This is a genomic window from Undibacterium sp. KW1 (assembly GCF_009937955.1).
Taxonomy (GTDB): domain Bacteria; phylum Pseudomonadota; class Gammaproteobacteria; order Burkholderiales; family Burkholderiaceae_D; genus Undibacterium.
The window spans coordinates 3,389,456-3,403,574 of record NZ_AP018439.1 but is presented as its reverse complement, the minus strand read 5'-3'; the positions used below and the strand labels follow the sequence as shown (position 1 = coordinate 3,403,574).

At 49.8% G+C, this 14,119-nt stretch carries 16 protein-coding genes and 2 tRNA genes; 14 read left to right on the top strand and 4 right to left on the bottom strand.

Annotated elements, in window-relative coordinates; translation table 11 throughout:
* The first annotated feature begins 273 nt into the window (after positions 1–273).
* From UNDKW_RS15360 to UNDKW_RS15335, 6 genes are read left to right on the top strand one after another with little or no spacing between them, the layout of a single operon-like run.
* On the top strand, positions 274–1,308 hold the full coding sequence (locus UNDKW_RS15360) for a ferritin-like protein (protein ID WP_162059382.1): 1,035 nt from the start codon (positions 274–276) through the stop codon (positions 1,306–1,308).
* 17 nt (positions 1,309–1,325) lie between these two features.
* Positions 1,326–3,023, top strand: coding sequence for a PQQ-binding-like beta-propeller repeat protein (locus UNDKW_RS15355; RefSeq protein ID WP_162059381.1), 1,698 nt, complete (start codon positions 1,326–1,328; stop codon positions 3,021–3,023).
* Positions 3,016–3,555: a manganese efflux pump gene (locus tag UNDKW_RS15350; protein WP_162059380.1), complete on the top strand. Its 540-nt coding sequence runs from the start codon at positions 3,016–3,018 to the stop codon at positions 3,553–3,555. Before UNDKW_RS15355 ends, UNDKW_RS15350 begins: the two co-directional genes overlap by 8 nt.
* Positions 3,556–3,572: 17 nt before the next feature.
* Positions 3,573–4,874, top strand: a complete 1,302-nt coding sequence (locus tag UNDKW_RS15345; protein WP_197892892.1) for a sorbosone dehydrogenase family protein — start codon at positions 3,573–3,575, stop codon at positions 4,872–4,874.
* On the top strand, positions 4,871–5,095 hold the full coding sequence (locus tag UNDKW_RS15340) for a hypothetical protein (RefSeq protein ID WP_162041848.1): 225 nt from the start codon (positions 4,871–4,873) through the stop codon (positions 5,093–5,095). Before UNDKW_RS15345 ends, UNDKW_RS15340 begins: the two co-directional genes overlap by 4 nt.
* A gap of 33 nt (positions 5,096–5,128) precedes the next feature.
* Positions 5,129–5,626, top strand: a complete 498-nt coding sequence (locus UNDKW_RS15335; protein ID WP_162041847.1) for a lipocalin-like domain-containing protein — start codon at positions 5,129–5,131, stop codon at positions 5,624–5,626.
* A 108-nt stretch (positions 5,627–5,734) separates the two neighbouring features.
* On the opposite strand, the gene UNDKW_RS15330 is transcribed toward UNDKW_RS15335, so the two are convergent.
* The 3 genes from UNDKW_RS15330 to UNDKW_RS15320 form a co-directional block, all read right to left on the bottom strand.
* Positions 5,735–6,205, bottom strand: coding sequence for a GNAT family N-acetyltransferase (locus UNDKW_RS15330; protein WP_162059379.1), 471 nt, complete (start codon positions 6,203–6,205; stop codon positions 5,735–5,737).
* A gap of 108 nt (positions 6,206–6,313) precedes the next feature.
* Positions 6,314–6,862, bottom strand: coding sequence for a cytochrome b (locus tag UNDKW_RS15325; protein ID WP_162059378.1), 549 nt, complete (start codon positions 6,860–6,862; stop codon positions 6,314–6,316).
* A gap of 98 nt (positions 6,863–6,960) precedes the next feature.
* Positions 6,961–7,356, bottom strand: a complete 396-nt coding sequence (locus tag UNDKW_RS15320) for a hypothetical protein (protein WP_162059377.1) — start codon at positions 7,354–7,356, stop codon at positions 6,961–6,963.
* 123 nt (positions 7,357–7,479) lie between these two features.
* Between UNDKW_RS15320 and UNDKW_RS15315 the strand changes: the two genes are divergently transcribed.
* The 7 genes from UNDKW_RS15315 (at position 7,480) to UNDKW_RS15285 (ending at position 12,165) form a co-directional block, all read left to right on the top strand.
* Positions 7,480–8,583 carry a cell envelope integrity protein TolA gene (locus tag UNDKW_RS15315; RefSeq protein WP_232062987.1) on the top strand — a complete coding sequence of 368 codons (1,104 nt, stop codon included), beginning with the start codon at positions 7,480–7,482 and terminating at the stop codon, positions 8,581–8,583.
* A 12-nt stretch (positions 8,584–8,595) separates the two neighbouring features.
* Positions 8,596–9,885, top strand: a complete 1,290-nt coding sequence (gene tolB / locus UNDKW_RS15310) for a Tol-Pal system beta propeller repeat protein TolB (protein ID WP_370529033.1) — start codon at positions 8,596–8,598, stop codon at positions 9,883–9,885.
* Between the two features lie 34 nt (positions 9,886–9,919).
* Positions 9,920–10,447 (top strand): peptidoglycan-associated lipoprotein Pal, encoded by a 528-nt coding sequence (pal, locus tag UNDKW_RS15305; protein ID WP_162041842.1) that lies wholly within the window; start codon positions 9,920–9,922, stop codon positions 10,445–10,447.
* Between the two features lie 95 nt (positions 10,448–10,542).
* Positions 10,543–11,304, top strand: coding sequence for a tol-pal system protein YbgF (ybgF, locus tag UNDKW_RS15300; protein WP_162059375.1), 762 nt, complete (start codon positions 10,543–10,545; stop codon positions 11,302–11,304).
* Between the two features lie 172 nt (positions 11,305–11,476).
* A tRNA-Lys gene (locus UNDKW_RS15295) sits at positions 11,477–11,552 on the top strand.
* A gap of 62 nt (positions 11,553–11,614) precedes the next feature.
* Positions 11,615–11,690, top strand: a tRNA-Lys gene (locus UNDKW_RS15290).
* Between the two features lie 142 nt (positions 11,691–11,832).
* Positions 11,833–12,165, top strand: coding sequence for an SMR family transporter (locus UNDKW_RS15285; RefSeq protein ID WP_162059374.1), 333 nt, complete (start codon positions 11,833–11,835; stop codon positions 12,163–12,165).
* Positions 12,166–12,204: 39 nt separating this feature from the next.
* On the opposite strand, the gene UNDKW_RS15280 is transcribed toward UNDKW_RS15285, so the two are convergent.
* Positions 12,205–12,801 carry a hypothetical protein gene (locus tag UNDKW_RS15280; RefSeq protein ID WP_162059373.1) on the bottom strand — a complete coding sequence of 199 codons (597 nt, stop codon included), beginning with the start codon at positions 12,799–12,801 and terminating at the stop codon, positions 12,205–12,207.
* A gap of 347 nt (positions 12,802–13,148) precedes the next feature.
* Between UNDKW_RS15280 and UNDKW_RS15275 the strand changes: the two genes are divergently transcribed.
* Positions 13,149–14,021, top strand: coding sequence for an SAM-dependent methyltransferase (locus UNDKW_RS15275; RefSeq protein WP_162059372.1), 873 nt, complete (start codon positions 13,149–13,151; stop codon positions 14,019–14,021).
* Positions 14,022–14,119 lie beyond the last annotated feature (98 nt).

Below are 14,119 nucleotides of genomic sequence, written 5' to 3'. Positions count from 1 at the left end.
AAAACGTATCGCGATACAGTACTTTTGATGAGGTTGACTTATGCAAGGGTTGCAAAGAAAGGCTTTCAGGCGTGGTGCAGATAAACAGCTCAAATACTTGTTCCCGCATGAAAGAGACAGGATTGTTAAATTTTATTTGTTTTTTAGATAATCACTTGCGCAATTTGTAATCATGATAGATGATGTTAAATAAGCTAGTAAAAATGTTAAATATGCCATCCATATTCAGACTGGCATTTCGCGTCAATGGACTGTTACCCGTCGGGAGAATTCATGATTCGCCTCAAGCACCTGTTAATAGAACACCGTGACAATAGTTTTGATCACAGGCTCAAGCTGCTCAAGCATTCCCTGCAGACCGCCATAGAGTTGGAGCATTCGACCATACCGCCGTATCTGTATGCCTTGTACTCGATCAAGACAGACCAGAATCTGGAAGTCGCCCATCTCATCAAATCCATCGTCAAGCAAGAGATGTTGCACATGTCGCTGGATTGCAATGTCCTCAATGCCATAGGCGGACATCCAAAAATTGATCATCCGCGTTTCATTCCCCACTATCCCGGAAACTTGCCCGGCTCAGTGGAGGAAAGTTTGATTGTTCCCTTGGCTGCACTTTCCAAGCAATTACTGCTCGATGTATTCATGGTCATAGAAGAGCCAGAAAAAACCGTGGATGGTACAACACCTCCGGCAGACGGTATGACCATAGGCGAGTTTTATGCGCACATAAAAAAAGAGATATGTGAATTGTCGAAGATGGGCAATATCTTTACCGGTCCACCAGAAAAACAATTGGTGACGGGCTTCAGGGAATTGCAAAACAAGGGGGTCTATGATGAGGCAACGGCGCTGGCGGCGATAGACATGATCGTTGAGCAGGGTGAAGGCAGTGATATCAGCCCTCTGGACCCTGAGCATGAACTTGCGCATTACTACAAATACGCAGAGATTTATCATGGCCGCAAACTGATCGCCAACCCCACGCCAAAACCGGGCCAGCCTGCCTGGGTATTTGAAGGCCACCGCATAGAGTTTGATGCTGGCGGTATCTACCCCGTCATCAGTAATCCAAACCGGCAAAGCTATGCTGGCAAGCCGCGCATTACCGATCTGAACCTGACTTTCAACAGCACTTACTCTGACATGCTGCGCAAATTGCACAATGTCTTTAACGGCCAGCCTGACAATCTTGCACTGGCCTTACTGTCCATGCAATCACTCAGAGAGCAGGCACAGTTGCTGATGACGCAGGAAGTCGTGCCTGGTCAGACTGCCGGCCCCACATTTGATTATATTCCCGCCTGATATTCTGGAGAGCAGCAATGACGCAAACTAACTGGTGGATGTTCCATGGCGATACTGCGCACACGGGTGAAGTGCAGGGCAGTGATATCAGTCGTGACACACTTGATCAATTCAAATTACTGCACGATATCGCCATCCCTGGCCCGGTCTTGTCCGTGCCTGCGATTGTTGATGGTTATCTGTATGTAGGCCTGGCCAATAATCATGAATTGCCTGGTGCGAATGGCGGCAAGTTCATGAAAATAGAATTATCCAGTGGCAGGACAGTGGCGCATTATGAATGGCCGATAGACCCGACAGAGGGTGATACGCATGGCTTCATGGGCATGGGTTGTACCCCTGCTATCTGGGACAATAAAGTCTATTTCAGCGCCTTCAATGGCAAGTTCTATTGCCTGAATGCGACAGACCTGAGTTTGAACTGGGTCGTGGATTTGCGTCACGCTGATCCTGATTTCAATCAACCCACATCCAATCTTGGGGATGTGTCAGCAGGTGTGCCAGCAGCTGGCTGGTCATCTCCGGTCGTAGCGGCTGCAGATGGCACTAATGGCCTTGTTTTTGTTGGCATGGGAGAGGGCGAAAACCCCGGCTGCTTTGGCTTCATCTATGCCATGGATGCCCAGACCGGGCAAGTGCAATGGATATACTGCACCTGCCAGTACGAAGAAGGTGTGCCCAATTTGCCGAACGTCTTGCCGCCAGAATCTGTGAGTGGCACTTTGCCAGCCATGTATTCCATCGGGCCAAATAATCCTGCCATACGCGGCGCCTCGGTATGGTCGTCTATTGCTTATGATGAGCGGCTTGATCGCCTGTACTGCGCAACCGGCAACCCTGTGCCTGACAGTGCATTGCCCAGCAAAGGTTTTTCCAACGGTATATTGTCGCTGGATGCATCCAGCGGCCAATTCCGTGGCTTTAGCCAGCCACCGGCAGAAAGCAGTTATCGTGCTACTGATGTCGATGTTGATTTTGGTGGCTCACCAACATTGATGACGATCAATGGCCGCCGCATCGTCACTGCTGGTTGCAAGAACGGTGGTTTCTTCAGGTTTGATGCAGCGACACTGGAATTGCTGAACTGGCGGCAATTACTGCCTTTCTATAACGATGGCACCCAGATACCCACTGTCGATCCGCATGTGTCTCCGAATGACCAGCGCATGGACCCCTATGTGCCAAATCAAGAGTCAGATGAAGAAGACCAGGAAAATTATTCCGGCACCTACAGCACGGCAGCAGTGCACACTGCGCTGGGTCGTTTATTCATCGGTGTGGGTGGCAATAATTATCACAATGTCGAAGCTGGGATTGATTACCGCACGACCCCTTTCATGCGTGCCCTGGATTGGGAAACGCTGGAAGATGCTTGGGCCATGGATGACAGTGATCCGCGTCTGTACATAGAGTCACAACCACCGATGTATCGCACGCCTGGTGAATCCGGTTTGAGTTCACCCGTTGTCGTCAATGATCTGGTGTTCTTTTCCACCTCCAAAGTGGCTGTGTATGCCTTTGATGTCTATAGCGGCAAGATGCTCTGGCAAGATAATCTGGGTGACCAGACCGGTGGTATGAATGGTGGCTATGGCTATTGCCTGGGGCCAGCAGTGGCAGGTAATTATATGGTGGCCGGTGCGCTGGTATTCGGCAAGCAGGGCGGGGTATTGCGTATCTATGGTTTGAAAGACCAGGAGAATCAACATGCTTGAAGTTATCTTGTTTGGTATTGTCGCCGGGCTCGACAATTTGCAGGCCAGCACTTCGCTGGGGCTGTTACCCATGCAGCGCAAACGCATGCATATGCTGGCAATCGCGTTTTGTGTCTGTGAACTGGGTGCGGCCATCCTTGGTCTGATGCTCGGGCATGGCCTGATCAGCATGCTGGGGCCGCTTGCCTCAACAATTGCACCATTTGCGATGCTGGTTTGCGGTGTGATTATCTTGTGGCTGGCTTACAGAAGTGAAGCCAGGGGCTTGCCGCAATTTGTCAATCACCCAGGCTTTTTGCTGGGCTTGCCAATGGCGCTGAGTCTTGACAATGTCGTCGCTGGCGCAGGTGTCAGCTTTTCCAGTGCACCCGTGTTGAATTCGGCCATTATCGTCGGTGTCATCAGCGCAGGCATGGCTTGCTTTGGCCTGTATTTCGCTAACTGGATACGTAATTTTTTGCCCAAGCGTGTGGAATTGCTGGCAGGTGCTTATATGTGCTTTCTGGCAGTACGCATGATGTATAACGACTGACGATTGGGCGCTTGAGTATGCCAAAAGACCAAAGCGAGCGCACGGCCATGCATGCCTATCTGCGCCATCTTAATTTTCCCAGCAGTGTGGCTGTTTCTCCTGCGGGGCAGGTATATATTGCAGAGACGGGTTTGCCATTTGATGGTGCTGCCAAAGGCGGGCGGGTACTCAGTGTCAATGATGATGGCAGCGTCCAGGAATTATTGAATAATTTGAGCCAACCAGTGAATGGTCTGGTCTGGCATGACAACAGCCTTATTATCTCTGAAGGCGGTTACCCAGGCCGCATCAGCCGCCTTGATATTCATAGCGGTAACTGGACAGTGTTGCTCGACGATTTGCCCGGCTTTGGTAATTACCACACCAATATGGTGGCAGTAGGTCCAGACAATAAAATGTATTTCGGCCAGGGTGCCATGACCAACAGCGGCATCATAGGTACGGACTCGCACGACCTGGCCTGGCTGCGTGAAACCAGGCACGCGCCAGATATACCCGGCTATGACATTGAGCTCAGTGACCATGTAGCGACAGTCACAGCCCCTGAAGGTCAGCAGATATCCACCAGCGCATTTGCCCGTTTTGGACACGTGCATGCAGGTGGAACCCGCTTGCAAGGCCAGACTCCATGCACTGCCAGCATCATGCGTTGTAATCTGGATGGCACAGACCTGGAACTGGTGGCCTGGGGCATACGCAATGCTTTTGGCTTGCTGTTCCTGCCGGATGGCAGACTCATCGCGACGGAGCAGGGTACTGATGTACGCGGGGTGCGGCCAGTCTGGAATTGCCCTGACTTTCTGTTTGAGGTGAAAACGGGAGCATGGTATGGCTGGCCAGATTATCTCGGCGGCTTGCCTATTAACGCACCTGTTTATCGTAATCCGCAAGGTGAAGGCCAGGCCTTTGTGCTGGCTAATCATGCAGAACTGCCAGTGCCAGAAACACCCTTGCTGGCTTTCGATGTCAATGCCTGCGCTGTCAAGATGGCGCAGATACCTGCCGGGCTGCGCCATGCCGGTGATCTCATCGTCGCGCAATTTGGTGATGAACGTCCGATGACCGGGCCGCCGGGGCCAAGAGTGGGGCGTAATCTTATCCGTGTAGATACCAGTGACTGGAGCAAGCATGCCTTGCCAGCTTTGGCGTCTGTACCATGGCATAGGCCGATTGATGTTGCTTTTTCGCCAGATGGTGCATTCATGTATGTGGTCGATTTTGGTGATTTTGAATTCACCGCAACAAAAGATATACGCGCACGCGCCGCTAGCGGCTGTGTCTGGAAAATTTCTGTCAATAATATGGAGCTGACATCATGAGCCAGGTTTCATTTGAAAAAGATATTGCGCCGCTGTTCAATCAGTTTCGCGCATCCATGATGTGGCGGCTGGACCTGACCAAATATGATGATGTCAGGCTTAACGCCAGCATGGTGCTGAACCAGTTACAGGGCGGCATGCCACCACCACCTTACCCGCCTTTTACCAAAGAACAGGTTGCGATGTTCCAGACCTGGATCAATGAAGGTTTTCCCAAATAGCTTGTTCACACAAAATTGTGGAAGGAAATTCACATGAGCCTCAACGCACAAACCCTCATCGGTAGCTGGGAAATGGTCGAAGCATGGGACATAGGTGACGACCCCAGCGACCCGACCAAGAAAACTTATCCCTGGGGGAATCCGTCAGCCGGTTACTGGGTGTATGACAAGAGCGGTCACTTCAGTTTGATGATCTCGCAAAACCCGCCGCTGGCGATACCAACAGACCCTTTCAGCGGCCAGCCACAATCATCCTGGCTGACACCGCAAAAGCCCTGGGAGGTACCACATTCCCTGCTGATAGACAGCTTCGCCACCGCCAGCCCGTATGCGTATTTCGGCACCTACACAGTAGAGATGGATACCAATCACCCGCATCTGGGCGGCACGATCATCATGAACGTATTTGCCGATGTCATGCGTGCCTATACCGGCACAGTGCAAAAACGCAGCTTTGTGTTTGATGGCAAGGATTATCTGAATGTAGGTACGCCAGGCCAGTATTTGCGACGCTTGAAGCGGCTGACGTGATTTTATGCATGTGAGCATGCAAGTCTTACCCGGGCATTACCCTGTTGCAAAGCAAGGTAAGGCCCGGTTTTCGATTGCCTCAGGGATTGCCAGAAAATTCCATGTCGTTCACAAGCCAGCCAGCTTGCGCAGAGCATCACCTTGTACGCGGCGTACCATCATGTGGCTGGCTTCCACAGCGCCGATGGAATCATAAAATTCCTTGCTCATCTGTTTATCCTTGACGGTCAGCCATTCTATCCTTGAGCATCCTTCATCGACAGCAATACTGGCGAGATGCTGCATGATGGTCAGGCCAAGTCCCTGACGCCTGAATTCAGGTCGGACATAGATGGCTTGCATGTACATGTCGCGCACTCCAGTAAAAGTGCCCCATTTCCAGGAGTAAATGACAATCCCGGCGATAGCATCATCCATCATGACAAATTTGGCAGAGATGGCTGGATGGTCGCCAAACAGGGCCAGTTCAAGCGCTACTGCATCTGTGCGAATTTCGGTTACACCATCGCTCTTCCCCAAGTCCATGAGCATATCCAGCAAGGTGTTGATATCCGTCGTCGCGAGGTCTTTAAATTTCATTTTTTGGTCAATGATATTTTCTTGACAGACTCAGCAAGCGAGCCACATCAATGCATCTGTGTGAGCCTTGCCTCAGTTTGAACATGGAATGATGCATCAACGTGTAAATTACTTGCCCAGCATGCGCTTTAAGGTAGCGTCTTTGTCTATGAAGTGATGTTTGAATGCACCAGCCAAATGCAGGATTATTGCTGCAATCAGGATGTAGGCAGTCGCTTGATGCAAGGCTTCACCAGCTTCAGCCCAGAATTCGCTATAGGCTAACACCTGGTCCGGGTTGCCTGGCATATGCTGGGCTGGTACGATGACCAGGCCAAAGATGCCAAAGCCATGGCCGCTGGCACCAGAAAACAGCATGCCTGTCATGGGCAGAGCCAGTGTGGCAATGATCAACACCCATTTGATGATTTTTGCCAGGCGCTGTTCAAGCTGTGTGTAGTCTGCCGCCGCTGCTGGCCAACCATTTTTGATGCGCCAGAAAACGCGCAACAGGGCAACAAATAAAACCAGCACACCCACGGATTTATGAACCGGGTACAAAGCCCAGGCCTCGGCACGCGTCATATATAAGCCCACGGCACATAAAGCCATGATGACGATGCCTGTGATCCAGTGTAAAGAAATCGTGATCTTGCTGAGTTTACCCGCTTTGTCCATTGCCACATCCTCAAATTTATTTGTTAGTAGCAGGATGGACATGCGATGGCATTGAAAGTTTCAAATTGGCTCACAAACTTTCAGGATTTTTATGCCGTTTATCTGGATAGATGTTCCCTGAGTTGGATAACATTGCCTTCCGGGTCGTAGCCATCGCAGATGCGGCAATGCTGGAATTCCCATTCGTAGTACTCTGCATCTACCTTGCCACCAAGGCTGGCTGCGACACCCCTGGCTTTGCTGATACTGGCAACAGGCAGCATCAATTTGATAGCCGTGTCTGACCTCAGTCGTGGTGGAACCGAGATTTCAAAAGTGCTCGCAATCTGTGCAGGTATGGCGTGGACGACCAGATGAAAATGCGGCAACTCAAGTATGGTGTAGTCGTCATTGGCATGGGTGGCAGTAGGTAGCAGGACTTGCTCGTAAAAACAGCTGAGTTTGCTCAAGTCCTTGGCATAGATAACGGCACCTGGGGTAGGTAAGTGTGACATGATGTCCTTGGCTCGGATAAGTGAGTAAGTTTCTTTTGATTTTATGTTGTTTTTATATAAATATAAGGGCGGAAATATAGATCAGCCAGCTTCTCAGGAGCTTGCCCAGGCACTGTTGATGAAGTGAGTTTTAGTACATACGCAAATCACTTACAAATTTTACACGGATTGGTTTTTTCTTATGCGTTAATATATAAAGGCGTATACAAAAACGCCAAAGACGGTGGGTATCGTAGTTCAGTACGAATTATGAGGAAAAAGTCTTTTGCGGTTTATAATTTCAGCTGTTACAACTTTAATGTGCATTTTTTGTCACTGACATGGTCAACATTTCCGGAACCAAGTCGGGCAAATAAAGTCTTAATGACTATGAATCAGGTTTCCAAGCAAGTACATCCGGATTTTCATCAACATCAGAAGGGGCAATTGCGATCCGTAGCGCTGGCCGCCCTTGTGCATGTCGTTTTGTTAAGTTTCTTATGGATAGGTGTGCGCTGGCAAAACAAGGAAACCAGCGCAGTAGAGGCGGAGGTCTGGGATATGACCACCCGTGAAGCTGCCCCCAAGCCCGTCCCTGTTCCTGAGCCCGTCGTAGAAGAAAAACCGAAAGAGCCTGTGCCGGTCAAGGAAGAAGTGCGCCAGGAAGACCCTGAAATTGCCCTGGCACAGGAAAAAAAGCGTAAATTGCTCGAAAAGAAAAAAGAAGAAGAGCATCAGCGCGAACTCGCAGAGAAAAAACGCAAGGAAGAGCAGCAGGAAAAACTTGCCGAGCAAAAACGCAAAGAAGAAAAACTGGCTCAGGAAGCCGAGAAAAAGAAACTCGCTGCCAAAGAAAAAGAGAAGAGCGACAAACTCTTTAAGGAGGAGTTGGCCAGAGGTACCAAACCTGTTATCACCAGCGACAGTGGTGGTAATGGTAGCAGTGAAAAATCGACGGGTAATAACCGAGGTGACCCAAGCTATCTCGCAAAAATTGCCGCCAAGGTCAGGTCGAACACAAGTTACGGCGGAATTGATAGCACGATCGGTAATCCTACAGTGGAATACACCATTAACCTATTGCCAGATGGATCACTCCGTGGTGCAATACGCAAAGTTAAATCCTCAGGGATTCCAGCTTTTGATGACGCGGTTGCGGCAGCCATAGAAGCATCAGCCCCATTTCCGCGCGACAAGACTGGTCAAGTTCCATCCAGCGTGAAGCTGGTTCACCGTATGAAGGAATAATAAAAACCAATGATGTCTATTTTTAAAAAAGTTTCAGTTGCCGCGGTGATTGTTACCGTTGCTAGTTTATCCGGGTTTGGTCTTGGCTCTGCCTATGCGCAAATTACGGTTGAAGTTGCAGGCGTGGGCTCAAATCAGATTCCCATTGCCATTGCAGGTTTTTCAGACGAGGCACTGACTCCTCAACAAGTCACCGGCATCATCAAGGATGACCTTGGTCGCAGTGGTTACTTCAAAATCATCGATGCCAACGTGGTCCTGAACGAAAATTCCCCAATCAATTTTGGTGACTGGAAAGCCAAGGGGGCCTACGCCTTGGTTGTCGGCAGTGTGCAAAGTCTAGCCGATGGCCGCTTTGATGTACGCTACAAACTGCTTGATACTGTGAAATCCAGTACCCTGTCCGGCTTCTCCCAGACCACACCACCCAGCAGGGTACGCCTGGCGGGACACAGAATTGCTGACGACATCTACGAAAAATTGACCGGCGTGCGCGGTATATTTTCTACGCGCATTGCCTACGTGACCAAGGCGGGCGCTGAATACCGCCTCGAAGTGGCTGATGCTGACGGCCAGGGTGCAATACCAGCTTTGCGTTCTTCTGAACCTATTATTTCCCCAGCCTGGTCGCCAGATGGTACCAAGGTCGCTTATGTTTCCTTTGAAAAGCGCAAACCGGTGATTCTCGTGCAAAACCTGATCACGGGCGATAGGACAGAAGTTGCCAATTTCAAAGGGAATAATTCGGCCCCTGCGTGGTCGCCCGATGGCAGCAAACTGGCTGTGGCTTTGTCGCGTGACGGACAGACGCAGATTTTTACAGTGAGTGCCAGTGGTGGCAATTTGCAAAAACTGACCTCCAGTTCTTCGATTGACACCGAGCCGCAATTTTCTGCCGATGGCCAATCTATTTATTTCCTCAGTGACCGTAGTGGCGGCCCGCAAATCTATAAAATGAGTGCAAGCGGTGGAGACCCCAAACGCGTGACCTTTACTGGATCGTACAATATCACCCCAAGAATATCCCCCGACGGCAAGACTTTGGCTTATATTTCACGTCGTGATGGCAAGTTCCAGTTATATGTACTGGACTTGGCTAGCGGCCAGGAATTAAGAGTGTCTGATACCACCAGGGACGAGTCACCGAGTTTCTCACCAAATGGACGTTACATTATGTACGCAACCGATTCTGGGCGTCGCGGCGAGCTGTCAGTAGTGTCCATTGATGGCAAGGTGAAATATAAATTACCGGTCCAGGCCGGAGATTTTCGGGAGCCCACCTGGGGTCCTTTCATGAAATAAGCAGTATTTACTATTTGATTAATTAGGAGAGAAAATGCGTATTACATCCCAATCCAAAACCCTGGCGATCTTGATTTCCAGCGTTGTTCTGATGACAGCCTGTGCTTCCAAAGTACCACTGGAAGAAAAGAAAGTCGAAGATAAATCCACTAACACAATGGCAACAGCCGGCGCAGATACAAACACTGTGAAACAAGTCACTGCGACTGTTGATCCGCTGACTCAAGGCGCATTGGCTAAGCGTAGTGTTTATTTTGACTATGACAGCTATGCCGTCAAAGAAGAGTTCAAACCAGTCGTTGATGCACACGCAAAATTCCTGGCGACAAACAAGAACCGTAATATCCTGATTCAGGGTAATACCGATGAACGCGGTGGCCGTGAATACAATCTGGCACTGGGCCAAAAGCGTGCAGAAGCCGTGCGCAAGTCCCTGACTTTGCTGGGTGTGTCCGATGCGCAAATCGAAGCGGTTTCTTTGGGTAAGGAAAAACCAAAGGCAACTGGTAGCGATGAAGCCTCCTGGGCAGAAAACCGCCGCGCAGACATTCTGTACAAGTAATCCCATATTTGAAAGCCTCTGTTGAGGCTTTCTTTGCATTTGGCGCAGCAACTTTGCCATGAAGCTGCTGCGCGTTTTCATTTTTTCAGATCGCCATGAAACTCAATTCCTTACGTACTACCATTCTCGCGGCCGCGCTGTCTTGCACATTCTTGCCTGGCCTGGCTTCTGCAGGTATTTTTGACGATGATGAGGCACGCAAAGCCATCTTGGATCTGCGTGCAAAAGTGGATGCGGTCAATGCCAGGCTTGATTCCAAGCTCGAGACCAAGGCAGACAAGGGTACTGCGCTGGAGCTGGCGAATGAAAATGAAGCATTGCGCGCAGAAATTTCAAAACTCCGTGGTCAGATAGAAGTGCTGACAAACGACCTTACCAATGCCCAGAAGCGCCAGCAGGATTTTTACGTTGATCTCGATAACCGGGTGCGCAAGCTCGAGCCAAAGCGCATGACCGTTGATGGACAGGAGGCCACAGTTGACGTCAATGAGCAACGCACCTTCGATGCTGCCATGGCCCTGTTCAAAGCAGGTGACTACAAGGCGGCAGCACCGGCTTATACCAACTTCCTCACCAATTACCCACAATCTGCCTTTGCCGGATCTGCGCAATACTGGTTGGGTTTCTCATATTTCGCGCAACGCGATTTCCGCAATGCGATTGCAAACATGCAGCAAGTGGTCAAGAGTTATCCAGATCATCCCAAAGCACCAGATGCCTTGCTGAACATCGCTTCTTGTCACATAGAGCTCAAGGAAAAACCTGCAGCTAAAAAAGTACTGGAAAGCGTCCTGGCAAAATACCCTGACACCGAAGCCGCACAAGCGGCCAAGAACCGTTTGGCAGCATTGAAGTAAGCCTGGCTTTATCATGGCGTTGCGTAAGGGCGACGCCAGAATCTCCTGCCTGACATACTATCCTCCTATGGCAGGACCGGAAAATCAGGCCTGCCTGACAGGCCTATCCTTTCTTATTCCAGTAACGCCGTTGACAGAGTATCTGGAACATACTATAATTTTGGTCTTTCGGGGGTCGTTAGCTCAGCTGGTAGAGCAGCGGACTTTTAATCCGTTGGTCGCAGGTTCGAATCCCGCACGGCCTACCACGAACATGAAAGACTTAGGTCACATTACTAAGTCTTTAAATTTTTTAGCAGTAAGCAGTTTTGGGTCGTTAGCTCAGCTGGTAGAGCAGCGGACTTTTAATCCGTTGGTCGCAGGTTCGAATCCCGCACGGCCTACCAAGACATATAGCAAAAAGCCAATCTTAAGGGGTTGGCTTTTTGCTTTTCTGCTTTCGGTATTTACTCAGTTTTGAGTATGAAATTGTTGCTGGTATTTCAATCGGGTGAGTTATCAGTAATGACAACTCCAGGAGCTGGCATCATGAATAAATGGCTGTTACTAGGCATTGCCATCATTGCTGAAACTATCGCTACTTCGTCACTGAAGGCCAGCGAAGGTTTTACGCGCTTGTGGCCATCTGTATTGGTGGTGCTCGGGTACGGGCTGGCGTTCTACTTTCTATCGCTGACCCTAAGAGTTATTCCTGTGGGCGTGGCTTACGCTGTCTGGTCTGGTGTTGGCATCGTGCTGGTCACACTCATCGGGTGGTTTTTATTTGGACAAAAACTTGATATGCCTGCCCTGATTGGTATCGCCTTCATCATGGCTGGTGTGATTATCATGAATGTATTTTCCAGGGCTGCCGCGCATTAAGTGGCGCAGCCTCTGGTCTGTGGGGTGATGCAGTGTGACTCAGGTGCGCTGCCAGTGCATGACCCAGTTCTCCTGCCAGCTTTGTCCCTGGTCGCGTGAGATGGTCTGGTACCAGCGGCAGGAATTGCTGGTGATCTGGTCCCAGACACCACGTACCAGTATGGCTTGTTCGCCGTCCTTGTCTTCGGATTCCCAGGTGCCTATGCCATTGACGAAGCTGCCCAGGGATGGTGGTGGGGTCAATATGCCATTATTTCCATTGACCCAGTAGTCAGCCCATAACTTGCGTTCTGTATCGAGCAACCTCAGGCCCATGCCGCTGAAATTGCGAGCCGGAATGCGCAGCTCTTCTATGCTGGCGACGCCACCAAGTATTTCAATAACGCTGGCTTCGCCTTCAAAGATATCCCATTCCTTGTCTTTCAGGCGGCGGTGTTTGATTTTCCAGGTACCAGACAAGAAGTGGAAGTCTCCGGGTTTGCCTGTTGCAGCAGGAGCAACTGGAGATGATATGGCCGCTGTTGTTTGTATTGCCGTTGTTGATGCGGCAAGCCCTGCAGCCAGTTGTAGCAAACTGCGGCGTTTCAGGTCAGATGGGTCTGTCAGTTCGTTTTCGTGTTTGGCGATGGTGTTCATAGGGCGTCCTTGCTTATTGATCAGGGGGAGTGTGTTGCTGTCATTCATACTGCTGGCAACGAGTAAAGCTTAAATCACTAATAGGCTATTATTTGTCCTAATACTTTGCCCTTATTATTTACCCTAGTTGTTTGCCATGATGCATGCTTGCCCTTTAATGATTGTGTAATTGACACAGACTGTGTCATTCATGCTTTTGAGGGGGAAATTTCTCTGAAAGACTGCTAAGGTAAATTGCAGCCCGATTTGACAGCGTCTGTGTATGACGCGAGCCTGTTTTTTTTGCCGGGTAGGGGCTTATGCCTTATCATGCTGGACCTTATGTTAGTGCACGATGAATGAAAGCCATGAAAAAGAAAACTGCCAGTATCGCCCCTGCGGATAAGTCGGAAAAGCATGAAATACGCCCTGGCCAGTCGTTGGAGTTGCTCAAGGAACTGCACATCCTCACGCGTGATGGCAAGATGAATCAGGATAGCCGCCGCAAGCTCAAGCAGGTTTATCATCTGTATCAGTTCATAGAACCGCTATTGCAGAAATTGCAGCAAGACCATGCTGATATCAGCCTGGTGGATCATGGTGCGGGCAAGTCTTATCTGGGCTTCATTCTGTACGACCTGTTCTTCAAGTCAGAACAAGCACAAAGCAAGGCCAGGATTTATGGCATAGAGACACGTGATGAACTGGTGCAGCGCTCCACCGAGCTGGCGCAACGTCTGGATTTTCCTGGCATGTCTTTTTTGAATTTATCTGTTGCCGATTCGATTACTTCATCTGCCTTGCCAGAAAAAATCGATATCGTCACTGCCTTGCATGCCTGTGATACAGCGACAGATGATGCGATACAGTTTGCCCTCAAGAAAAAAGCCCAGTTCATGGTTCTGGTACCTTGTTGCCAGGCAGAAGTCGCAGCTGAGTTGCGTAAGTCCAAGGGCGATGCGGTAAAAAATAACCCTTTGTCAGAAATGTGGCGCCACCCTATCCATACGCGTGAATTTGGCAGCCAGATCACCAATGTGCTGCGTTGTTTGCAACTGGAAGCGCATGGATATCAGGTCAGGGTCACAGAACTGGTAGGATGGGAACATTCGATGAAAAACGAACTCATCGTGGCAGAATACAAGGGCTTGCCAGCCAAACGACCTGCAGAACGTCTGGCCGAAGTGCTGAAGACCACAGGACTGGAAGCAATGCAGAGAAGATTTTTTGTGCAGCCCTGAGATTTGTGGTGCACTGACCACCGCAGTTTGACATGGTCACTGTATGGTCATAAAAAATGATTAATATCATTTATGCTTATTCTGTAATTCATCTGGTT

Coding starts and splice junctions, on each gene's coding strand:
- UNDKW_RS15360 (WP_162059382.1), top strand. CDS start 274: ATGATTCGCCTCAAGCACCTGTTAATAGAACACCGTGACAATAGTTTT.
- UNDKW_RS15355 (WP_162059381.1), top strand. CDS start 1,326: ATGACGCAAACTAACTGGTGGATGTTCCATGGCGATACTGCGCACACG.
- UNDKW_RS15350 (WP_162059380.1), top strand. CDS start 3,016: ATGCTTGAAGTTATCTTGTTTGGTATTGTCGCCGGGCTCGACAATTTG.
- UNDKW_RS15345 (WP_197892892.1), top strand. CDS start 3,573: ATGCCAAAAGACCAAAGCGAGCGCACGGCCATGCATGCCTATCTGCGC.
- UNDKW_RS15340 (WP_162041848.1), top strand. CDS start 4,871: ATGAGCCAGGTTTCATTTGAAAAAGATATTGCGCCGCTGTTCAATCAG.
- UNDKW_RS15335 (WP_162041847.1), top strand. CDS start 5,129: ATGAGCCTCAACGCACAAACCCTCATCGGTAGCTGGGAAATGGTCGAA.
- UNDKW_RS15330 (WP_162059379.1), bottom strand. CDS start 6,205: ATGAAATTTAAAGACCTCGCGACGACGGATATCAACACCTTGCTGGAT.
- UNDKW_RS15325 (WP_162059378.1), bottom strand. CDS start 6,862: ATGGACAAAGCGGGTAAACTCAGCAAGATCACGATTTCTTTACACTGG.
- UNDKW_RS15320 (WP_162059377.1), bottom strand. CDS start 7,356: ATGTCACACTTACCTACCCCAGGTGCCGTTATCTATGCCAAGGACTTG.
- tolB (WP_370529033.1), top strand. CDS start 8,596: ATGTCTATTTTTAAAAAAGTTTCAGTTGCCGCGGTGATTGTTACCGTT.
- pal (WP_162041842.1), top strand. CDS start 9,920: ATGCGTATTACATCCCAATCCAAAACCCTGGCGATCTTGATTTCCAGC.
- ybgF (WP_162059375.1), top strand. CDS start 10,543: ATGAAACTCAATTCCTTACGTACTACCATTCTCGCGGCCGCGCTGTCT.
- UNDKW_RS15285 (WP_162059374.1), top strand. CDS start 11,833: ATGAATAAATGGCTGTTACTAGGCATTGCCATCATTGCTGAAACTATC.
- UNDKW_RS15280 (WP_162059373.1), bottom strand. CDS start 12,801: ATGAACACCATCGCCAAACACGAAAACGAACTGACAGACCCATCTGAC.
- UNDKW_RS15275 (WP_162059372.1), top strand. CDS start 13,149: ATGAAAAAGAAAACTGCCAGTATCGCCCCTGCGGATAAGTCGGAAAAG.